This is a genomic window from Dysgonomonas sp. HDW5B, from assembly GCF_011299335.1.
Lineage (GTDB): Bacteria > Bacteroidota > Bacteroidia > Bacteroidales > Dysgonomonadaceae > Dysgonomonas_A.
This window is the reverse complement of record NZ_CP049858.1, coordinates 2,081,062-2,105,733: the sequence shown is the minus strand read 5'-3', so window position 1 is coordinate 2,105,733 and position 24,672 is coordinate 2,081,062. Positions and strand designations below refer to the sequence as shown.

At 38.0% G+C, this 24,672-nt stretch carries 12 protein-coding genes and 1 pseudogene; 1 reads left to right on the top strand and 12 read right to left on the bottom strand.

What is annotated here, in order from left to right; all coding sequences use genetic code 11:
• Positions 1-30: 30 nt before the first annotated feature.
• The 8 genes from G7051_RS08675 to G7051_RS08640 all read right to left on the bottom strand — a co-directional run bounded on the left by G7051_RS08675 (position 31) and on the right by G7051_RS08640 (position 11,140).
• Positions 31-711, bottom strand: coding sequence for an ABC transporter ATP-binding protein (locus tag G7051_RS08675; RefSeq protein WP_166113946.1), 681 nt, complete (start codon positions 709-711; stop codon positions 31-33).
• Between the two features lie 59 nt (positions 712-770).
• The gene (locus G7051_RS08670; protein ID WP_166199620.1) at positions 771-3,140 is read right to left on the bottom strand and encodes an ABC transporter permease; all 2,370 of its coding nucleotides are present in this window, start codon (positions 3,138-3,140) and stop codon (positions 771-773) included.
• The gene (locus G7051_RS08665; RefSeq protein ID WP_166199618.1) at positions 3,133-3,714 is read right to left on the bottom strand and encodes a GIN domain-containing protein; all 582 of its coding nucleotides are present in this window, start codon (positions 3,712-3,714) and stop codon (positions 3,133-3,135) included. The genes G7051_RS08670 and G7051_RS08665 overlap by 8 nt, the downstream gene beginning before the upstream one ends.
• Before the next feature lie 121 nt (positions 3,715-3,835).
• Positions 3,836-6,073, bottom strand: coding sequence for an ABC transporter permease (locus tag G7051_RS08660; protein WP_166199616.1), 2,238 nt, complete (start codon positions 6,071-6,073; stop codon positions 3,836-3,838).
• A 13-nt stretch (positions 6,074-6,086) separates the two neighbouring features.
• Positions 6,087-7,337 (bottom strand): efflux RND transporter periplasmic adaptor subunit, encoded by a 1,251-nt coding sequence (locus G7051_RS08655; protein ID WP_166199614.1) that lies wholly within the window; start codon positions 7,335-7,337, stop codon positions 6,087-6,089.
• 110 nt (positions 7,338-7,447) lie between these two features.
• Positions 7,448-8,773 (bottom strand): TolC family protein, encoded by a 1,326-nt coding sequence (locus tag G7051_RS08650; RefSeq protein ID WP_166199612.1) that lies wholly within the window; start codon positions 8,771-8,773, stop codon positions 7,448-7,450.
• 323 nt (positions 8,774-9,096) lie between these two features.
• Complete coding sequence (locus G7051_RS08645) at positions 9,097-10,365, bottom strand: hypothetical protein (RefSeq protein ID WP_166199610.1); 1,269 nt, start codon at positions 10,363-10,365, stop codon at positions 9,097-9,099.
• 118 nt (positions 10,366-10,483) lie between these two features.
• Complete coding sequence (locus G7051_RS08640) at positions 10,484-11,140, bottom strand: alpha/beta fold hydrolase (RefSeq protein WP_166199608.1); 657 nt, start codon at positions 11,138-11,140, stop codon at positions 10,484-10,486.
• 205 nt (positions 11,141-11,345) lie between these two features.
• Between G7051_RS08640 and G7051_RS08635 the strand changes: the two genes are divergently transcribed.
• On the top strand, positions 11,346-13,514 hold the full coding sequence (locus G7051_RS08635; RefSeq protein ID WP_166199606.1) for a helix-turn-helix domain-containing protein: 2,169 nt from the start codon (positions 11,346-11,348) through the stop codon (positions 13,512-13,514).
• Between the two features lie 43 nt (positions 13,515-13,557).
• Here G7051_RS08635 and G7051_RS08630 read toward each other — a convergent pair whose 3' ends face one another.
• From G7051_RS08630 to G7051_RS08615, 4 genes and pseudogenes are all read right to left on the bottom strand, one after another.
• Positions 13,558-14,064, bottom strand: coding sequence for a GNAT family N-acetyltransferase (locus tag G7051_RS08630; RefSeq protein WP_166199604.1), 507 nt, complete (start codon positions 14,062-14,064; stop codon positions 13,558-13,560).
• A gap of 134 nt (positions 14,065-14,198) precedes the next feature.
• Positions 14,199-14,375: pseudogene (locus G7051_RS18435) on the bottom strand (RHS repeat domain-containing protein); the annotation flags it as partial.
• Positions 14,376-14,450: 75 nt separating this feature from the next.
• Entirely contained in the window at positions 14,451-14,711 is a 261-nt protein-coding gene (locus G7051_RS08620; RefSeq protein ID WP_166199600.1) for a MafI family immunity protein, read from the bottom strand.
• On the bottom strand, positions 14,711-24,652 hold the full coding sequence (locus tag G7051_RS08615; RefSeq protein ID WP_166199598.1) for a SpvB/TcaC N-terminal domain-containing protein: 9,942 nt from the start codon (positions 24,650-24,652) through the stop codon (positions 14,711-14,713). Before G7051_RS08615 ends, G7051_RS08620 begins: the two co-directional genes overlap by 1 nt.
• Between the last annotated feature and the right edge of the window lie 20 nt (positions 24,653-24,672).

The following is a 24,672-nucleotide window of genomic DNA, read 5'->3' as shown; positions in this document are numbered from 1 at the left end:
ATTATTTCCAGAGATTTACAGGAATTTTATTTACATTTTGCTTTCTACTTCTGTAATAATCTGCCCGTCAAACAAGTTTATTGTGCGGTGAGCAAATGAAGCATCATGCTGAGAGTGTGTTACCATAACGATTGTAGCACCTTCCTGATTAAGCTCGGTAAGCAGATCCATCACATCTTTTCCGTTTTTAGAATCCAGGTTACCTGTAGGCTCATCGGCCAGAATCAACTTCGGATTTGCAATTACCGCACGGGCAATAGCCACACGTTGTTGTTGACCTCCCGATAACTGGTTGGGAAAGTGATTGGCTCTATGGCTGATACTCATCTTCCGAAGCGTTTCCTCAACACGTTTTTTACGATCCGATGCTTTCACTTTTAAATAAGTTAAGGGTAACTCTACATTTTCAAAAACAGTCATCTCTTCTATCAGATTGAAGCTTTGAAATACAAATCCAATATTTCCTTTTCGAGATTGTGTACGTTCTTTTTCTTTCAGGTTACCTACTTCTTTTCCATCAAGAAGGTATTGCCCGGAAGTAGGGTTGTCTAGCAATCCGAGGATATTCAGCAAAGTTGATTTTCCGCATCCTGACGGCCCCATAATAGCAATAAATTCACCTTGGGTAACATGCATCGAAATTCCATTTAATGCAACCGTTTCGACTTCTTCGGTACGGAATACTTTTTTTAGATCTTTAATTTGTAACATAATATTGATTTTTAATTGTTTTATTTTTAACTATATCTGACGATAAAAAGTCTGTAATCTTAATCTCTTTTGAGTGTCTCTACCGGATTTCGATTTGCTGTCTGCAAACAATTTAAACATACTACAGACAATACTATTATTAAGACGCCAACCCCACACGAAATAAATAACAAAGGTGATAAAGGTGCTTTTTCCGAAAAGTCTTCCATCCATTTTGCAGCAGCAATAGACGCAGCTAATGCTCCGCAAATAAGGGCAGGAATAGTAATCCACAGATTATCCTTAAGGAATAGTCTCAAAATATCAGCCAATGTAGCACCGTTAACCTTGCGTATAGCAATCTCCGATTTACGGCGATTGACTTCATTGTTGGTATAGCCAATCAAACCGATGAGAGTTATTATCAGGGTAACTATTCCTCCGATGGTTATCGCATTCATAAACCGACGAGAGTTGCTATATAACTTCACCATACTGTCTTTATATAGAGAAAGTGTAATATCTTTATCGGGGAACGATCTTTTGAATAGATCATATACACTTTGAATATTATCTGAGTTCAAATCCTTAAGCTTTACTATAATAGTTGAAGCCGGTTCATTTGAGTAGAAGATAACGGAAGGTCGAGTGTCTTCACTTCCTATAGAGCCTAATCGGATGTCTGGATAAACTCCTATGATACGTGATGCTCCATTCTTCTGTTGATGCTCCGAGATGAGGATTTCTTTACCAATCACACCATCCTGCCAGTTTGCCAATGCAGATATTTTATCTGCAAACTTCTTACTGATCAGGATGTCATTACCTGATACCGATTCTTCATCAAAATCCTTACCTTCAATTACCGGTATTCCCATTAGTGTCAGATAATTCTCGTCTGCGCCATACATATCTGCAACATTAAAAAGCTCTTGGTCATTATTCGGAATATATACATTATTACCCGAGGCAAAATTGAATGGTAGATTATCGGCAGTAGCAACTATTTCGACTTGAGGGATAGTAAGGAGCTCATCTATTATTTTTTGTCTTTCGTTATTACTCACTCCTCTGGTACTGTAGTAAAGCAGCCTCTCGTAATTGTAGCCCGGATTGTCATTAACCATAACATCATACTGTCGTGCTACTATAATAAGCAGTGTAACAAGGAAGGTAGTAGTGACCAATTGAAAAAACAGAAGAGCCATTTTCCAGCCACGCTTGGTCATAGTCTGACTACGGAAGACAGAAGATACAGGAATCCGTGAAAATAAATAAGCAGGTATAATTCCTATAATCAATGAAATAATTATGCAGACAACCAGCAGGATCAAACAGGTTTGAAGAGAAAACAAGGAATAAACAGAAGCCGATAAAATATCTTCCGCCGTACTTCTAAAACAGAAAATTAGAAATAGGGAAATTATCAAAGAAATAGCCAGATGCAGCGATGTTTCTCCAAATATTAGCTTCGAGATGTCTTTCTGCTCAGCTCCGTAACATTTATATACTGCAATTACTTTTCCTCGATTTACCAGTGTTGATATCAGAATCAGAATATAATTCATAATAGAAGTAAATATCAGGGCAAAGGCTATCGCTGACAATAAAAGGGTCATACGCTTCGTCTCAGGCGTATCGCTATGTAATTGAGTGAGCGACGATAAAGTATATGAAAGTTCAATACCTGCTTTCTTTAAATCTGCCATCGGTTGGTTGCGTTCCTGCATCTTACGCATAGCAGGTGCAAGACTTGCCGGATCGGTACCGGGTATTAGTTTCACATATCCCAGATAACGGTCGTTGCCTACCCAGTTTTGAGTACCATCCCACATGAAATTTGTTATGGACGCCAGTGATATTACAAGATCATATCTTAAATGTGCATTTTCGGGTACATCTTTAAAAACACCTCCAATAGTAATTATACGTCCGGGATAATTATCGAGCTGAATAGATTGTCCTATAACATTATTGCCCATTTTTTCGGCGATAGATTCGGATACCAATCCATATAAGGGTCTCGATAGTATTTCTTTTGCATTTCCGCTAACCATCGGACGAGGTAATACATCAAAGAGACAGCTGTCTGCCATAATAAATGTACCCGTGTAACGTTTTTTGTCGGGGGTAAAGAATGATGCATCCCATCCCATGTATGTCAGTCGTGTGGCAACTTCTACCCCGGGCACTTCAGCTTTCATTCCGGGAGCTATAGCACCACTTACCTGCCCAAATTCGTCTGGTTCTTCGTTCCCGACTATCGCATGCGATTGTATCTGATAGATTCGATCGGCATCCGGATAGAAGTTATCGTAGCTAAGCTCAAAAAACACTTTGGATATGATGATTAACCCCACAGCCAAGCCTGTCCCCAAGGACAAGATTTTGATGAAGTTATTTTCTTTCTTCTTCAATAAAGAGCGAAATATTAATTTAAAGTTATTCATTATAATTTTTCACATTAGCATTTTCAACTTTCGATTCGATTATCTCTTTTGCACTGAAAGACAGATTACTGTATCCCATGGCATTGACAGTCGCTTTTTCGGCCAGCAATTTTTTGGATTGTAATGTACTGCCTGCACCTACAGCACAATCGTAGAATTTGGTTTCTCCTTCAATTTTAAAATTACTTCCGGCTCCTATATTGACTGAAAGGTAATCTGAATTGATTTTCAGTGTACCAAAAGATGATGCTGTAACTATAGTCAAAGAATCAGCTATTATTGGACTGGCCATTTCCAATTGACAATTGTGCAAACTCAAATAATTCAACTGATCGGTATATATTGTAATCTCACTCTTCGGTACTCTACCCGTTTGATCCAAAACTCTAATTTCGAGAATACCATCTTCAACTACTCTTTCTATTCCAACTGAGTCATCAAGGTGAATAGAAGGTGTTTCAGAAGGTATAAGGTTTACTTTAAACCCTGATAAACTGAGCTGTGTAAAGCTGCTCTGTGCTTGAGCCATGATGAGACTGAGAATAATCAGAATCAGTGTAAATATATTTCTCATAATCTTTGAATTGAAGGTTATTATTCGTTTTTAATCGCTTCTACCGGATTTAGTGTAGCTGCTTTCCAGCTCTGCCAGCTTACTGTTATAGCAGATATTACCAAAACAAGCATGCCTGCACTCAGGAACAGCCACCAGGGTATAGGCGCTTTGTAAGCAAACTGATCGAGCCACTGTTGTATAATATATAAGCTATCGGAACGGCTATCACATAAGATATGAAGAGCTGTAGTAAAAGGTTTTTGTTGAGTAAGATCATTATCTCTTCAATAGTAGACCCGTTTACTTTACGTATGGCAATCTCTCTTTGCTTATATCTTGTATTGAATGACACCAAACCATATACTCCCATAATGGCAATAACAACAGTGATTATACCAAACAGACCAATCAGTTTTGCCATATTATTCTCATTTTTATATAAGTCATTTAAACGGGAGTTAAGGAAAGTGAGGTTGAACTCGTCATCACTGAATTTGGTCCATGTTTGCCGGATGTATTCTATATTTTGAGGCATATTTTCTCCTGATACTTTAATAAAAATAAAGTCCAGCATATTGGTTCCGTTCAGAATTACAAATGCCATCGGGCGAATAGGGTTTCGTAACGACTGAAAATTGATATCACTTGCTACACCTACTATTGTTCCCTTATTGAAACATTCGAAGTCCTTGCCGATTATTGAATTGTCGAATTCGTACTTTTTCATGAACTCATTGTTAAATACAATTTGCTCTAACCCCGATGGATTCTCTTCAGAGAAATCGTTTCCTTCGATAATCTTAACCCCGAAAAATTTCAGGAAATTGGGTGTAACAGGCCAAGATGAAAAATTAACCTGCTTTCCTTCCAGACCACGTGTCCAGCTCATACCTATATAACCAGGTATAAATTGTGATGCTGTATAATCTGTAATATGGCTATTTTGAGTCAACTCTTTACCAAATGTGTTATAGTCGGTTTTAAGTCCTCGAAGTGGCAAATAAGCAACATTCTCTTTTTCGATACCCAAATCATAATTCTGCATATAGTTTTGCTGTATCTTAATAAAACCCGAAATAATGATTAAGACAATAGCAACTATGAACTGTATGGTAATCAACATATTTCTGATCTGATTGCCTTTAGCTGATAAACTGAATGAGCCTTTTATCGCGGCATCCATCTTAAAAGAAGTTGCGTATATGGCAGGGTATAAGTTTACCAAAAAAGTAATCAGCAGAAGTGATACCCCAATAGTCAATATTATCCATATATTAGATGATAGTGCTATATCTGCCTGAAAGAATTCGGCTAGCACCGATTCGCTAAAGACTTGAATATATAACAGAGCTAGTATGAAAGAAGCCAGAGCCAGGAAGGTTCCTTCCAGAGCCAAGCCTAATCTCAACAGACCTGTATTGATTCCCAATATTCTATGTGTATTTAATGTCTTGATACGGGAGGGTACCATAGCCATCGAAATATTCAACAGATTAATAAATGCTATTATCAAAATTAAAACACCAATAGCGAGCAATGATAAGGTCGTGTTTATATTTCCATCCCGTAAATCTTCAACATATAGGTGTAAATCATAAAAGGGTATTAATTGAAGTTCGATTTTGTTATCGGGTTGCTCTTCCATAAACTTTATGATTTCTTCTCCCAGAAATTCTTTGCTGTTTAGTTTTTCTTGTAGAGAAGCAGAGCTGTTGGGTTCTAATTCAAGGTATAGAAAATAATTGTTATTTTCTCTGCTATTATCGGGCTGATAAGTATAACAGGCATTTGTTACAGTGCTGTTTTTAGGAAAGTCCTTATAAACGGCTGCTATGGTATATTCTTTCTTTGAAAAATGTCCGAAGACAGTTTTTCCTACTGCATTTTCTGTCCCGAATAGCTTTATAGCAAATTTTGCAGGAATCAATAATTTACCATCTGAAATTAGAGCATCTACAGCATTTCCATACAAAATATGGGGAGTAAATACATCTAAAAATCCGGGAGAGGCCGACAACATGGGCACTTCGAATGTTTGTAAATCGCCATTCTCTGTTTTCACATCAATCTGAGGCTGAATATTTCCGTTCAAAGATACAGTACTGTAACTTTTTACTTCCGGAAATTTTGCTGCTATATCTTTAGCATTCGGGATACTGGCCCATGGAGACTGTACCTTATCTGTAATCTTGTAATAACTGAAGAGGTATATATTATCGGCTTTCTCAAGCGATTTATTATACGTAAAATCGTAATACACTTGTATTGCAACGACAATAAATACTGCAAACGAAACAGATAGCCCCAAGATGTTTATTACAGACGACATCTTATAATGCTTCAGCAGGTGTTTGATATTTTTCAGTATGAAATTCATAATAGTAGTATTTTTACTTTAAGATTAATTCTTGTACATCTCCATAGGTGTCATAAGACGATGTGATCACTTTCTCACCGGCTTCCAGTCCACTTATGACTTCATAGTAATTGGGGTTTTGGCGACCTATAGTTATTTTCCTTTTTATTGCACGGCTTCCATCGGCAGTTACAACAAATATCCATTGTCCACCCGTTGCCTGATAAAAGGCTCCTCTTGGTATTAGTATCGCATCTACAGGTTGTCCCAATTGGAGGTTGATATAATAGGTTTGTCCTGCTCTGATATTATCCGGACGTTCGCCTTCGAATATAAAATCGGTTTTGAATTGTTTTTCTCTCACTTCAGGATATACTTTACGAACACGCAGGGCAAAGTTTTTATCCTGACGTTCGAAAGTGGCGTCTAATCCGGTTCTCACCCTGTCAATGTAATGCTCATCAATCAGTGCTTCTACTTTGTAATCCGACAAAACACTGATTTGACCTACACGCCCACCTGTTGCAACCGTTTGTCCAATCTCTACATCCAACAATCCCAATTGTCCGTCAACAGGAGCTTTTACATTCAGGTTATCAACGCGTTGACGCACAAGCGTAAGATTCCGGCGAATATTAGATAAACTTTCTTCCATCTGATTTATTTGGATGCCTCTGTACAGCGAGTCTTGTTTCTGACGTTCAACAACTAAGTTTCTGCCATCCACAGCATATTGATAATCTTCCTGTGCCTGAAGATATTCTTCCTTTGAAGTCAGGTTTTCAGAATATAGCTGCTTGTATTGCTGATATTTTCTCCTCTTTCGTTCCACATCCATATCCAGTTGAAGCTTTTCCTTTTTTAAGTTTAGCTTCTCTTGCTCCATCGCAACTTGGGTATTTCGGAGGAAGTTTTGCTTTTCGGCTAACTGAGCTTCACTATCCAAAATATTAAGGCTCAACATAGGGTTGGTCAGTTGTACAATGACTTCTCCGGCATGCACTTCCGACCCTTCTTCTATCAGTTTTTGTGCAACCATTCCTCCTTCAATAGCACTCAGTTGAATAGTATTGATAGGTTGTACCTGCCCGCTGATACGCACATAGTCGTTAAACTGTCCTTTTGTTACAGATTGGATGCTTAACTTTTGCTTATCAACATTCAGTTTCGAAGCATGGTTGCCAAAAATCAACCAGCATATCGCAGCCAATAAGATTACTCCTCCAATCACAAAGGGGATATGTTTTTTCTTTAACCCTTTTTTCTTTTCTATAATTGTATCCATATCAATATATTAAATTCACTGAACTATTTGTTGCTTTGGCAAGTGTAACCACAATAGATAGTTCTGGTTGTAAGATGTATTACTAAATGTTTACTATTGCTTATTTTTTATTATCTGACAACAAATGGTTCTCCCTTATAATAAAGAACTAATTCGTGCTTTAGTTGAAATTTAAGTCTGGAATTTAGCTCTTCTGCCCTCGCCTGAAGCAAGCGGTTAGCACTTGTGTGAAGTTCTATTGCACTGATGAGCCCTTCTGAAAATTTCCGTTCATTTACTCTTTGAGCAACCTCCATTGCCTCCGTTTGTTTTTTTGCCTGATAATATTCGTCTACCTGACCATTCATATCGGCAACAGCCTGCTCTATTTCGCTATATAATACCCGTAATGTTTCCTCCTGTTGGGTTTGAGCTATCACAACCTGAGCTTTTCCCCGTCTCATTTCAGCTGTACGAGAGAAGCCATTGAAAATAGGTATCCGAAGAGAGAAACCGATATATCGACCCATCTTGTTTTTGAATTGATAATCGAATGACGAATAATCACTGCCATCCATATAACGGGAGAAATTTGTAGAATATCCGCCCTCTACGGCTATCGATGGAAACAATCCTCCTTTGGCAGCCTTATAGGCTAACTGTTGAGCTTCTACAGTAGTTTCGGCGACTAGAGCCTGAGGCAAGTACGTTTTAGCCTGTTCAAAAATAGTATAGGCCGATTCTTCCGATCTTGCAATTATTGCCAGCGGATCGGAATCTTCTATTTCGAAAGTTTCATCAATCGGAAAATTCATTTTTTCTTTAAGTAATATAAATCCGATGGTTAAAATATTTTTTTGCCGTGTCAGATTATAAGTATTGGCTGCCTCCTGAGCAGTCATCTCTGCCACTTCGGGAAATCCTTTTACACCTAATTCCATCATTCTCTGTACTTGCTTTAAATTGGCGGTACTCTCGGCTAGCTCCTGTTCGGCAAGTTTAACTCTTTCTATATTGTATAAGACATTATAAAAAGCTTCCATAACTTCAAAAGCGATCATATCTTCGGTATATTCGAGTTGATGCTTCCCCATAAGTTTACTCATTTTCTGCATTTTTAATCTGTTTATATTTCCAAGCCCATCAAAAAGAGTTAAGGATGAATATAGATTATAACTATTGCTGAAAGAGTTTACATTTGTATAGGTATTTGTTTCAGAATCAAGTCCACGACCAAAGTTAAATGATGCTGAAGTATTTGCATTTATGGATGGCAATAACTGCCCGATGGCTTCCAGATAATTCTGATGATAAATGCTATTTTGTGCTTCTTGTTTATTTCTTCTGGGGCTGTGTTTTATTCCATATTCCATACACTCCATAAGAGTCCATTTTTTTTCTTGAGAATAAGCTGTTAGGCTTATCAGAATAAAGAGTATAGCAGCTAAGTATTTCATAATAATATTTACAGTTTTACTTATTTACAAACCAATTTCATGCCAAAACATATAAAAACATGTAATAAAGACTATTACATGTTTTCTGCTTTTTTATTAGTGTAAAATAATTTTACACGAGATGTTTAATTTCTTTATTACTTTTCAGTAAAAAAGAACAACTCTGTTCGATAAATACAATTATGAAAGTTTATTTCTCTTGTCGAAAATAGCTTTTAGACAAGAAATAGGAAGGATATATTTTTTAAGGTATAGACAAATAACAACAGAGTCCTTTTTATAGATTAGATAAAAGAGACTTCACCGACAGAAGATTATTTTGATTAATATCGGAATTGAAGAGTTAAAGTAAACGCATTGTCTTTTAGATCATTCTCGAAACCAAGAAGATTAGCGGATGTTTCATTTCTAATTATTTCATAGTAAGCTTGTAGTTCGACATTTTTGTAAGCATGCCAAATAGCACCGAATCCCACCGTACTATATTTGACGTCAGCTCTGTTTGTGCCGTTCAATCCAATATTATTGCCCGATACTTTTGTGTTCGGATCGTACCAGTCGTACTTAAGTAAGGCTTCGAAAGGTAATTTACCAATATCCTGAATTAAGAAAATATACGCTCCCGTGAAATTTCGCAGATAAGTATCATGCGACGGGCGTACAGAAGATTGAGGACTTACTGTTCCATTTGCCGAACCGGGTTGTTTACCAAATATATATTCAGCTCTTAGCTGTGTTCCTCCAAATGAGTTTGCCCAATTTGTTTGCAGATCAAAACCAAGATATTCACGTCGGGCAAATCGACCTAAGTTTTGAGGGTTTGAGTTCAAGACAAAACCACCATCTTGCATTCTGTATACATTTTGTGTTCCTTGATATACACTACCCAGATAATAAGAAGTTCCGACTGTGAGGGAAGCATTTTTTCCAATTTTAGGAGATGCAGTCAAGTGGCCGATAAAATCCCGTCGGTTATCACTTTCCATAGATATACCATTTCCGGCGACTAAAGCTGTTTCCAAAGAGAATATATCAAGAGGAGACCCATCTTTTGCTCTGAATTGTATACTCGCCCCTAAATCACGTTCGCCCGGAAACAAAGTGGTAATAATTCTCGAACGTTCGGGGGACTCTCTGCGTGAAGATGAATATCCTATTTCGTGCCCGAAAGGACGGAAGAAAAGTCCTGCCTGAATAAAGCTGGTTTTAAACCAAGGGTCTTTTATTTTCAGATAAGCATCTCTGGGTGCAATACCTCTTTCTGTGATATCAATCTGAAATACTACAGAGGTTAAACCTTCTTCGTAAGTCGTTTTTATACGCCCCCTTCGGATACCTACACGGTTAAAATTTTTGTCCGGATTTTCATTGGGTCCGCCTATTCGTATATTAGCGTCCTTTTGAGCCGATATAAATTGAGGTTGAAAATATCCGCTTAGCTTGATATTATTGAGTCGGTTAACGATTCGCTCTAAATTCTCTACTCGATGTTGAAGTTGTTCATTATCATTTATACTATCTTTTTGGGCAAAAAGATAACTCGACAATGTCAAGCACAGGACAATGAGGAGAATGCGTTTAGTAATCTTCATATGATAATAAATAACAAAACAACTTATTTTTATGTATTTACAAATATATCTTTTAATTATTAGATATCACTTTATGACTCCTTTTTTTTGACACAATGTAAAATTCTGCTTCTTTATATTATTGCAGGAATTCTACCACATATGGATATAAAACGTCGTTATTCACAACATAACTTCCATGATCATGTCCTTTTATTATCTTTAATACTGCATTAGGCATTGTGTTGACAATATTTTGAAAGCTATCTTCATAATACAGGTCATCTTCTGCTCCGATAACCAGGGTCGGAGTATTGATTTCTTTTAAATCGTCTAATTCGATATTCGGTTGCTCCAGCATCATTTTAAATAATGGATCTTGCGTCTTTTCGTATTCTTCAGCAATCGAGTTATATATATCCAATTTAAAGTCGGTAGGTTTTAGATTAACTCCAAGTAACACCATTCGGTTGAACGTCTGAGGATATTTTAAAGTAAGTAATAAGCTTATAATTGCTCCATCACTAAATCCTATTACTGACACATGTTTCAATTCTAGTTTTTCGATAAATTGATGAATGTCTTCGGCCATAGTTTCATAAGTGAAATCTTCGGTTCTTGTACTGCCACCGTGGTTACGGCTATCAATAGCATAGATCGTAAATTGATTTTCTAATTTACTTACCAGTTTATCGAATATTTTTAAATCTTCTCCATTGCCATGTAATAAAATGAGCGGATTACCATTTCCTTTTACAAGGTAGTTAAGCGTAATATTATTGACATTTATTTCCATGTGTTTTGATAATTAAGGTCTCAGACCTGTCCTTTTTACTCTGATAATTAAATTGTGATAGTCTGTTGCAATCCGAAATCGCGTCATTAAATACTTTAATACAGATATATATAATGAACTGATTGTACTCTACACATTGTTTACCTTCTGTTGGCTAGGTATACAACTCTAATATAATTATATTTGTAAGAATAATGACTAATTAATGGGAAATTCATCACCAAACGAAATATTTACTCTTGCAGCCGATATTGTGCTTAATACGTCGCAATCGGTTTTTCTAACAGGTAAAGCCGGTACAGGTAAGACAACATTCCTGCATTATATCCGTGAGCATGCAGATAAAAATGTAATAGTGGCTGCTCCAACAGGTGTAGCATCAATAAATGCAGGGGGAGTAACCTTACATTCTTTATTACAGCTTCCATTCGAGCCGTTTATACCGAATCTTGAGGGTAAAAAGAAACTTGAATTTCATTTCAAATTGCGTAAGTCGAAGATTGAGATGTTACGTGAACTCGATCTGCTCATTATAGATGAAGTCAGTATGCTTAGAGCAGATATGCTCGATGCTATAGATTATTTATTGAAACGTTATCGCAATAATCAGCAATTATTTGGCGGTGTACAAATTCTCTTCATAGGAGATATGTATCAACTTCCACCGGTGGTACAACAGCATGAGTGGGATCAAATGAAAGAGTATTATCCGTCCCCATTCTTTTTCCATGCTCAGGCACTGCAAAAGAATATGCCTTTGTATATAGAATTAAAGACTATTTACAGGCAAAGCGATCAGGTTTTTATCGATATTCTTAATCGTATTCGCAATAGCTGCACAACGTCTGCTGACCTACAAATACTGAATAAGCGTTATAATCCTTCTTTTAAGCTAACAGAGGAAAACAGATATATTGTTCTTTGTACCCATAACTATAAAGCTGATAAAATAAATAATGATGAGCTGGCTCGTCTGACTGCAAAAGCTGTATCTTTTTCGGGGAAGATAAGTGGCGATTTTGCGGAGAACTCTTTGCCTACCGACTTTAATCTATTGCTAAAGGTTGGAGCACAGGTTATGTTTGTAAAAAACGATGCAGGAGAGAAACGTCGTTATTACAATGGAAAACTGGCAGTCGTTAGTTTTTTATCAGAAAAAAAGATAATCGTCCGGTTCGAAAACGGTCATGAAATGGAGCTGGAGGAAGAAACATGGCGCAATGTCCGTTATTCGTTAAACGAAGACTCCGGAGATATTCAAGAAGAGGAGCTTGGAGCATTTACTCAATATCCGATCCGATTAGCTTGGGCTATTACCATACATAAGAGTCAGGGCTTAACTTTCGACCGCGTTGTAATTGATGCAGGACATGCTTTTGCTGCCGGTCAGGTGTACGTGGCACTCAGCCGCTGTACTTCTCTGAATGGGATAGTATTGTTTTCTCGTATTACGGCAGACAGTATTCGCACGGATGAGGGAGCTATAGCTTTTAGCCGTAAAGAGTTGAAGCAAGACTACCTACAACAAATATTAGAGCAGGAAAAACCTTATTATTGTGCTGAACGATTAAAAAAGGCATTCGACTGGTCACCCGTAGTCCGTAGTTTGCGTTCGTTCTATGAATTAGTCTCAAGCAAGACCATTCCCAACAAAGAGGAAGTTCAAAAATTAGTTTCACAATTGTATTGTAAGGCTGAAGAACAAGAAAAGATATCCCAAAACTTCAGAAAGGAACTTCATTCCATATTATATACATCCAACCCTGATATCTATTTAATAAAAGATAGGGTAAATAAGGCTGTCTCTTATTTTCATAAAGATCTGCAACAAAACATTATTCTACCAATAGAGAATCACATTAACAGTTTAAAGAATGCTTCTAAGGTAAAAGCGTATTTGAAAGGGATACGTGAGATTGATGCTACTTTATTATCATTTCTGGCTAAGTTAGAGCATATACGCTATGGTAATATTAACCTCACTGAAAATATTATTTTTGACAAAGTAATCATTCAAAAAGCAGAAGAGGTACAAGTTGCTGAAAAGAAAGAGAAAGCTCAAAAAGGAGATAGTCAACGTATTACTCTTTCGTTATTTAATGAAGGAAAATCGGTAAAAGAGATTGTAGCTGAACGTAATTTATCCACTACTACAATTGAAGGGCATTTATCGGGTTTTATCCTTACTGGTGATTTGTCTGTTGATAAATTAATCTCTAAAGACAAGCAGGATTATCTCATCCCCCGATTAAAGGAAATACCATTTAACACTCCTTTATCGAGTATCAAAGAGAACTTACCAAAAGAATATAGCTATCTGGATATTAAATCAATAATCAATCATCTGAGATGGTTGAAAAGCTCTTCTGAATAAAAGGGAAAGGAGTTGGATGAAATGATGATGGGTTGCTAAAAATTCATTCTTTTATGATTGAATACATTCTCATATCTATAACAGCACCATTCTTTACTGCATTTTTTCTTAAAGTGCCTTCGCATTTAAAGCCGCATTTTTCAAGTATACGGCATGAGCCTATATTATGAGCAAATGGTTCTGCAAAAACTCTGATAATATCAGTATTCTGAAAAATATAATCACATATTTGTTTTACAGCACTTGTTCCAATCTCTTTGCCCCAATACGGTTCTGCAATATAATATCCCAATTCGGCTGTTTTTGAATGTATATTTGTCTGGCGAAATAGGCCTATACTACCGACTGCCTTGTCTTCAATAGTGATTGCAAAAGCATATACTATTTCGTTGTCTGCGGCGAGCATTGTAGCAATGTATTCTTTGGCATCTTTCGGTGTATAAGGAAAAGGTATACCATCTCTTAAATTATCAAGAATCTTTTTGTTGTTTAGAGCTTTCGAAAGATCGTCTGCATCTTCTATTCTCCACTGGCGTATTTTACAATCCATTTTATTTTCTATTTATCTAATCCCACTAAGATAGATATTCTACTAATAGGAATCTATAGTATTGATATAAAAAAAGACTCTAAGTAACTGTTACATCATCAGCTAATAAAACTCCACACATCATCAAGCCGGCAGTCATTGTTGATCCAAACACTAGTTCTCGGATCATAATACCTAGCCCCATAATAATACAGTCCTGTCTCTTCATCCAACTCTTTGGCATTAAACAGGAATGGCGTATTCCATTTATTGTTGCATTTTTCGATAAACACTTCACCGAGTGGAATACACCCAATATGCTGTACTATTTCATTTTCCTGCCAAAAGAGATATACAAATATCCCGCAACGCAAAATTGCAGGATATTCTAAATAGTTCATTATTCGTTAAGAACAAAGATCTTTTACAAAAGAATATTCTTCTTTCGGTAAATTCATATATTCAATTATATACTCAATCAGATCAAATGTTTCTTTATCTATATGGATATCATATTCATATAGTTGATCTACTACAGTATCTAAAGAAAGACCAAACTCTAAATTGTGTAATAATTCTTGAGCAGTACTGACATCTTGTTTTTCCAACCCTAGCATAGAGGATCTATCTATAAGTAACTGCAATTTTTCTTTTAGTTTATTATTCATCATTTTATAGGAAAAGCTGTTATTATTTCTGTATGAGTTGTAATTACTCTCATTTTTGTACCTTCATAAACTCCCTCTACTACAAATCTAACTGGCTTACCACTTTTTGTTAAAGTTTCACCTACTTTTCCTGTTTGCTGTACCCATGGGTTATTTACTGCGACACTAGATATTGCATGCATTATTTTGTCATTACTCCATTTCATAGGAAACATACTTTTTTTGCCTGATAATCCATTTATAAAACTTTTTACACTACCAAACCATGCATGCCCTCCTCCGGTGAGATCTCCAGCTATTATATGCGTAGTTCTTGCTTCATTTGCTAAGTTTAGAAAAGAGCTGCTTTTGGTAGCTCTTATTCCACCTTTTAATGCAGTAGATTCAAAACTAAGTAGACCTAATGAACCAAGCTCTACTGCAGACCATCCAATATCCGAACCCGTTACATCTTGCCCATTTGCAGATTTAGCAATAGTAGTCATGGTAGAACCCAAAGGGTGAACAGCAGCTATACCTTCATTTAAGGAATTAACATAATTAGCAGCCGATTCTGCTCTTTGCGCTCCTTGTTCTAATTCTTGTAATTGAGATTTTGCTTTTTCAATACCCCGCGAACTGGAAGAGGCATTATTCTCGTTGCCAAAGAAAAACCTATCTAAACATTTACTCAAAGTAGCAAGGAATCCTCCCCCGTCTCCATCTTCCCCCTCCATTCCTGTCGGATCAATATACTTAACCGGATTCTGATAACAATACTGATAAGGCGTACCTGTTTTCTCAACTAATGGATCAACCCCATAAAAGATAGACACTCTCGGATCATAATACCTAGCCCCATAATAATACAGTCCCGTCTCTTCATCCAACTCTTTGGCATTAAACAAGAATGGAGTATTCCATTTATTGTTGCGTTCTTCGATGAAAACCTCTCCGAACGGCACATACTCGATATGCTGAACAATTTCTCCGTCCAAATTAGTAATTAAAGACGAACTGCCCAAATGATCGGAGTGATAATAAAATTGGTACAACTCAGGATTGTCGTTTTTAGAAGGATCAAAAGAACGCAGAGTAGTATTATCATTACAGCAGAAACCACCACCATTTACATAATCATCATTATCCTTTCCATAATAAGGTACTTCAAAATATGCGTAACGGTCTTTAATCGTTTGCTGTGATTGCTGGTACTTAGCCTTGTAATCTACTTTAGCGCCATCGACTTCCGATCCTGCGTATTCTACCCTGCGTGGGTCTTGTCCGTAAGAGTCCAGATCACCAAGCTTGGAGACTATTCGTTGTGATCCGATATAAATATGTTTAGTATACTGTCCGCCTTTACTGACTACCAGATATGGATTGATATAAGCCGTAAAGTCAGCCGTCTGGGTTCGTCCTCCGCTAAACACATCGTTTACATAAATACCTTCGTCATCGCCGCTGGTCTTAACCACACGCTCTCCCGAAGCATCATACCAATAACCGGAAATAAATCCGTTGTCGTTGATAGCCTGCAAACGGTTCTCTTCGTCCCAAAGTAGTTTGCGTTCATTGGCTTTTTGCGTTGCCTGTCCGTCCTGCTTTTCTCTGGCTGTATTTACATACACCAAATTGCCATTAGGGTCATACTCATAAGCATGGTCTTTGGTAATCTTATCCTTAGCGGCATCACCTTCGGTACGGTAATTCTCATCTTTCAGATTAGCAATCTGATGAGGTTTCTCACTGCTGTAAGCATAAGACAAATCATAACCTGCTTTAAGGATACCATCAAACTGGATGCCCTGTTGCTGCATATGCTGTTTCTTGCTTGTGATATTGTGCAGATTGTCATATGCCATTTCCAGCGTATAGGAAGCTGTTTTAGTTCCTGTTCCCAGATAAGTACCCGTTGCACTTTGCAGACGATACAAACCGTCATAATTATAGGTATGACTCATTTGCCCTCCCATGCCTGTTACGGGTGCAGGTGCAGTGTTGATTACGCTTAGTACGTTATCTACTTTGTCATAAGAATAGGCATTGTTCATAATCTGCTTGCGAGTATCTTTACCCGAAATTACCATCAGATTAGATAATCTTCTTCTTTGAGCATCGTAACTATAGTTGGTTTCGGCTCCGTTGCAGTATTTCATGTAGATGCGTTGCTCGAACTTGTCGTAACCCAGCTTGTTCACATAGTTGTATGAATAAGCTTTTTCGCCTTTCATGCTTTCGAGCAATCCTGCAGTATTGTAGTTGTAGCTAATCTTCTCGCCGTCGGGATAGATCATTTCTTCGATACGGTTCCATGAGTCGTATTTCCATTGGGTAACATAAGTCGCGATCGCCTGATTAGGGATAATTACCGTTCTTTTTACTTTCGTCATTTCGCCCAGTCTGCCGTAGAAGAACTCCTGTGCTCCGGTGGCGTCTTCCTGTAACATCAATCGTCCCACACGGTTGTGTGAAGCATTTTTGTTACCGTAACTGTACTTGACATTATTTCCAGGATGATTCGGATAATTAACTGATAACAAACGACTGTACTCGTAATCATAGGTAATAAACTTACCTTCTTCTTCCAGATTAGCAGTTTGTTTGCTTAACAGATTACTTGCATTGTCATACTTTAGGTTTGTTACTCCCGATGCAGGGTGTATGACCTGCGTACGACGACCTGCCATATCATAAGCCGATACCGTTTCATTGTCTCCGTTATCAATCGCTTTTATCAATTGGTTAATCGGGTCAAACTCGAAACGGGTGGTAATCGTTCCGTCAGGTCCCGAAAGTTGCTCGGTCTTGATGGTCAACCCGGAGCCATTGGTAAAGGTCGATTGTTTTCCTCCCATCGCATCAGTAACGGTGGTTACTAGTGTACGGCTGTTATTGTCTTTGGTATAAGCCATCAGTGACTCACTGTTATCGGGCAGGATAGTTTTTATCGCCCTGTCCATAATGTCGTATTCCGATTTGGTTGGAGTTACGCCATCGAATGCAGGATTGAACACTGTTTTGCTCCCCATATTTTCAGATACAGGATAGAATGCTTCTCTTACACGACCAAATGGGTCAAACTTAGCACGTCCGCTGACAATCATTACTTTTTTATCCACCGGATTGGTTCCGTTAGTAGTTTCAGTTATCACACCGTCTTTTTTCACCTGTATTGCTCTTCCTAATCCATCTGTGAATGTTACCGTTTCCAGATCATCTGTCGGGTTCTGTGGATCGTAATGTTTTGTTACGGCATAGGCAGGCGATTTAATTCCTGTTGCATCTTTTACAATCTGTGGATGGTATTGGAACTTAATAGTATAAGGTAGCCCCAATACCTGTTCGTTAGGTCCTGTGATTGTTTCTACACGTCCAAACTGGTCGATAGTAGATTCAAGCGTGTAACCGTTCATGTCACGGGTTGTCAACGGAATACCGAAACGGCAATCGTAGTTTTCCATTTCCGAGCGATAGCCGAAGGCATCTTCCACCCGTTCCACGTACATATTGTAGTCTCGGTCATACAGGTATTTATAGAACATACGTTGTCCTTTGCTGTTGGCCGGAAGTGTTTTTTTGGTAATATTACCGTATTTGTTATAGGTAATGTCGATCTCTGCTTTATTGCCTCCTTCATCAAGAGTCTGAGTTACTTTAGTCAGGTGGTTGGCATAGGCAAGATCATATGCCGCTTCTGTTTGGCGGTAAAGTTTACCGTCCGAACCTTTTACCTGAACTTTGACTGGAAGACCAAGAATATGCTTGTTCAGATTGTTAGTATATTCAACAAATGTTTGGTAGTTGAATGCTCCTGTTCCTGCATTACCCAAAGCTCCTTTATCGCTGTATTTATAGCTTTTAAGATCTCCGAAATAGCCGTTCAAATAATATTCGTAGTAGCTTTCGTTAGCTGTCATACCGTCCGCCTGTCCTTCGTATACTACCGATTTGGCGTATTTCATCGGGGTAAAGGCTATGGCACGGTCTGAACAGATCGAGTTATCCGAAACGAAGCTGTAAGTATCTGCTGAAGCGGTTACTTTGTAGCTGTGATATTCGTTTACGCTTTCTGCAAATTTATTACCTGATGCATCTTCCACAACCGAGCGTTTTTTATTGCCTGCGGTATAAACCGAATTTACATCGTATTCCTGTATGGCTTTACGATACACTTTGTCTGCATCTGTGGATTCGGTGTCTATGTTTTTGGTGATTACTTTGCCGAAGCCTAAGAATTCACGTTCGTGACGTTCTTGTTTTCCATCAGCGTATTCGAAGATGGTTTTCATATTGGCTCCGTCGTCTAAAATACCGTCATTGATTTCTACAGATTTCATAACCCATTTACCTCCGGGGTGATCGTAGGTGGCTAGTGAGCGGTCATAATCTACAGTAAAGCTTCCTCCTAATGGATTATTTACAGATTTCAGTTTGTTGGTACGGGCAATAGTAGAGCGATAAACGGTCATCTTTCCGTCTTCGTCGGAAGAGACGATTTCAGGGAAGCCATCACCGTCAATATCACGAAGTTCCATCAAAGAACGGCTCATACTTTTGGAAGCATTGACACTCGGATTGATCGATAATTTTAATGGTGCAAATGGTATAGGAATCAGAATATTTGCAGAGAATGCACCATTTAAGGATTCGGCAGTAGAAGCTGACTTGCTGACGCTGCTAACACCTTGCCAAAGTATTTCCGAGGTAAATCCATTACCTGTATTGAACGAGACATAGATATTATTGCCCGATTTGTGAACCTTATCAGGTAATCCATCCGAATTAATATCCATCAATGAATAGTTTTCATTGCTGGATGTTGTAGTTAATCCAAATCCGGCTGAATAGCTACCACCACCAAAGTTAACGCCGAGACTGGCATTTATCGTGTTGCTTTCTCCTTCTTGGATCGATTGTAAATCCCAATCAACAGGATCGGCAAATCCATATCCCAGATTTAATTGTACCTGTTTGTTTGATAATATTTTATCCGGTAATCCGTCTCCATTTACATCCATAAAGGTTTCGGTAGCCCAATCTTCATTTTTAGGAACATCACCACTAACAGCAACTTTCATATTTTTGGCATTCTCAATCGCGGTTAAAGCTTCGCCTTGTTTTTTGTCATTGTCTGTTAACCAAGCTCCTGATCCTTTTCCCTTAAAACCATTTTTAATAGCAGCACTAGCTCCAATAAATTTAGCAGTATTAGAAACATTCGAAAAGGCATGAACGGCACTACCACCAAGTCCCCAGCTTTTTGATTTACTTTCACTTTTATGATTACCGATACCTTCTAGTTTTTCCCCATCAAATCCTCCTTTCGAATTGGTAAATTGAATCTGATTTCCAGTAATAATATCAGGGTATCCATCTCCATTCATATCGGCATAGGAGAGGGTGATCCAGCTCTTACCATTCGAAGCACTGGTAGTTACTCCCATTGCACCTGTCATATCCGCTTTACTGGAACTTTTGTTTTCCAATGTAATTCCAACTGCTCCCGAACCTTGAAGACAACTGCCGGTAACACCACTGGTATTTCCCAGATTAGCTAAAGGATTTATTAAAACGACATCTTGTTCGTTTAACCGAGAACTACTTATTATTGACCCTTTTATATAGCTATTTATATCCTGGCCCAACCATGAATTATTATTGTCTTTATTGATTGTCATCGGAACAAAGACCATAGTTACAGGATCTACATTATCACTCTCATTTTGAGGTAATTTCAATAATGATTCATTGATCGGATTGCCAAAACGCCCATCATTGGCATTATAGACAAATTGTCCCCAACCACGATACATTACACCAAATCCGTCATAATCACGGCTTGTAAACGTATTTACGTTTATGGTACTTACTACACCTGCTGTAATTGTTGCTTTAGGAATTCCTAATTTAGTCAAGAAGGTCTTGTCAGCTACATAATATTCCACCCAAATAGGTCCTGCTGTTGCAGTTAAATTAATGATATTAGAGGTTGGCATTACAACTCCATTAGTAATTGTAACCTCTTGCTTAGCCAACAAACCTGTAACATTTTTGACAGCCATTAATAATTTACCATTGATCGCAGGATCAGGCATCACTGGAAGCCCTGAAAAAGAAGGAGCGATAGCAATATTTCCATCTGAAGCTAAATTATAAGCCTGTCCTTCAAATGCATGATTGGCATACACCGAATAAGTAACGGTGGCTTGCGTTTTCAGATCCATACCATCAACCATATAGTCAATTCTGGGAGCCCATTTGATTTTTTCTAAAGCCACGTTAGTTTCACTAAGAACTTCGAATTTGAGGTTTGATCCCAAAATACTATTAGCAACATTGATAGTTAAATCTCCTGAATGAGTTTCATTCCAGTCGAATACTTTCTGATATACTACACTTTGTTGGTAGGAAGGGTTTGTTGTCCCATCCTCGTTTTTCTCATCATTGGATAAAGTAACTTTCAGTGTAATCTTATCCGAAGTCACTGGTTTTTCAAAATTTCCAGTAATCTGTAATGAAACAGGTTTACTTATCCGAATCAGGTTATCTTCACTTAATACATCTGCTTCTGTAACCTTATATATGGCTGTTCCTTGACCATTAGCATTTGTAATATTGGTTCTATCGGTATACGTTATGACTGGTGACCATGAAACTTGGTCAAATGCACCATTCGACATTTGGTCAACCCCCGATTGTACACGAAAATAGACTTTTTGTCCTTTCGTAATAGTTATACTACTTACATTCGCAGGATAATTAGAGAAATCGCCTTTATCAATCAGTTGATTCCATTTTTCGCTACTTCCTACCTGAATAGCAACGCGTACTCCATCAGCTTTGGCATATTCTTCTTCATCGTATCCGGCTTGTGGTGCTTGCAATTGAACATTGCTTTCAATTTTGACAGTTCCACTAAAAGGAGCTTCCCATACCCGAACTATATCTTGTAATGGAGAATTCTTGATTAATTCCCTTTGCTCTTCATCGTTAACTTCTGTATCACTGGTATCAACAATTCCACCACCCATAATCGGACTGGGTGTATCACTACTACTTAAGGTAAAGGTTGGAACAAGTTTTCCTCCAACTAATTCAATATGATTAAAATAGACTTTGCCATTGGTTACTAAATCGACTAATCCATCATTGTTTACGTCAGAGAAGTAAGTGTTGGTTTTATTGGTTGTATTGCTGTTATCATATCCTTTAACGGCTGTCAATCCTAAATATCCGACATTAATATTAAACCCTTTTGTTGTTGTACTGGTGGTTGATTTTGAGAATTCTTTAATACCTTTTATTTCTATGGCATCACCATATTTAGTTTCAGAATCAGTTGATTGGGAAATATTAGGACGGTAATATAATTTGCCGTTTTCTTGATAAACCTTATCTGCTAAACCGTCTCCGTTTATGTCTACCAATGCAGATAAACCTTTGGAGGTACTTTTGCTATAACCTAAGCTACCGCCTATTGTTCCGCTTTTTGTTCCGGCATCCCAATTCCAAGGACCGATACCGACAAATAAAGACCCTCCTGCGGATGTTGTAACATTACCACCCAAAGCACTCGCTTTATCACTAAATCCGGGGACACCCAAATTCGCAACGGGATTAATAAATCCGGCATCTATACCATCATCGTGTAACTTCCATGTCTCAGCATCACTTTTAAACGGCTTATATCCGTTTTTTGAATCCACATCATCATAATAGTCCATCGTATGGCTTGCAAACTCGGCCCCATAAGCATCCAGATGCGTTATCTTATCGAGTATATTGGTATTAAAAGCACCGCTTTTATAAGCGAAAGTATAGCTTCTGAGTGTTTGCCCTTCAAAAGCAATATCCACCTTATTCAGTAACTTATTGCTTGAAGTAAGGAAACCATATCTTGCCGAATTGGTTTTCTTATCTTTCTGAGTAGTACTTGTTAAAGTAACTACCGTATGTGGATCGCTGCCTTTATTACCGGCTCTTACTTCTTTCAAGTAAATAGCTTTGGCTGTAAGACTGCCTTTAACGACTTCATCAACTGTTTCGTAGATATATTCGATATAATCGCCGTGCAATTCTTCAATGCGTGACAATTTCCATTCTACAATTACATCCTTGTTGCCACTTAATGTTTTTGCCGAACCTTTAAGTACTGCTCCATATGTATACTTTGTTCCCGATTTATCGGTTACTTCCCATGTATAATTGGCTGGACTACTTCCTTTACGAATGATTTTTGAAAAACCGCCTTCATTTCTTGGATAGAACTGGCGGTCTGCCTTACGGTTGATTTTATCGCCACGGTGAGCTACAGCACTTTGTCCTGCATCATCCATCATCATAAGCAGACTTCCGCCCATCGAATAGGTCTCGGTTTCTTTTGCATCGTCATAGCGAGGTACGCCCCAACGTGTATCTATCAATATACCTGGAGTGCTTAAATCCCAGCCTTCGCCTAACCAACCGGCTCCACCATCGGAGTTGTATTGAATACCCAGGCTAGGTTGCATACCATTACGTGCCGGAGGCATTTCAAAACCGTAGCTCAATCCTGCCGAACCTCTGTTATTAGCTGCAGGAGGTGCTATAACCTGTACTTTTGCTGTAGGGTCAGCTGCCTTGATGTCGTTCATCATAGTCGGGGCAAACCCTTGTGTTTCGGGTGATTCGGGTGTTTGTATCACCCCATTTATCATATCTGTAAAGTGAGTAGTGGTAGATACAATCAGTTGATTTTTTTTATCGATCGTATCACGTTTTAATGCGACCCAGTGTTTTGTATCGAGGTCAAAATAATAAGTTTTGATATCATCCTCAGTATAACCATTCGGTAATTTTGTACGGTCGTACTTGATAGTTACTTTAGCTCCGTCGGCAAAATGTTCTCCATGAGGAAGGAAACGATACCCTTTATGTGAAGCCGTTACATTACTCATAGCCATATCCAAAGCAGGAAGGTCGATGTATCTCAGTGTAGTGATCGAGATATCTTTTGTTGCCAGAAGAGCTTTCGAATCCACATTCAACAGAGCTGTTTCAAGTTTCAAATCTTCAGCAATACCTTTCTTGAATGTTTTAGAAGTTTGTTTGGTATTGTTATTCATGGCATACTCGATATCGGCAGAAGCACCGTTTGTAAAGTTGATTTCTTTACTTACTTCCTTACCATTTGCAAGTATGGCTTTTACATTTATTGTTCTGTTTGCATTTAACGGAACAACAGTTTCAAATTCGCCTTTGGAAGCATTTATCTGTTTTCCATCGACATAAATTTTAGAACCGGCTATGTTCTTATCTTGAATAAAACCATGTACATAGGCTTTATTATCATAGCTTGTTTGTGTTGCGTTTACGATCAGAGGAGATTGGTTTGCTCCTTTTTCCACTTCAATGGATAGGTTCTTTACCTTGTATCCGTATTCCGCATTCTCGGGTAAACTGAACTGAATCTGATTGTCTCCTTTTTTCAGCCATGCAACATTTAGTTGTTCTCGTTGTAAAGCCGACTTATCCGATAGTTTTACTAAATAACCGCCTGTTGCCAATCGGTCGTTAATGCTTTTGGGCACATTGGTATAATCGGATACACCTTCCAGTTCATAACTCAACCAGACTTTATCATTTTCAGAGAATGTCTGATCTATGCTGATGGTGAAAATATTATCCGAAGGGTTGTCTAGTTGTTTACCTGCATAACTGCCAATAATTCCCTCTTTATTGTTTGATAAATATTGAATTACGGCTGTTTTTACGGCTTCTTTCCCTTGTTGGACTGAATCTAATGGTTGCACATCCACCGCATTGCTTGCAGTTGTTGCCGTTATCTGCTTGGTATTGCTTTCAGCCGAAACAGAAGCATATTCTTGCGGACTTTTCTGAGAGAAGGTCACCGCTCCCAAAATCCCGGCACACGCTATCAGTATGCCGATGAGTATATATTGTTTCTTTCTGGTCTTCATATTTTTATTTTTCTTATTCG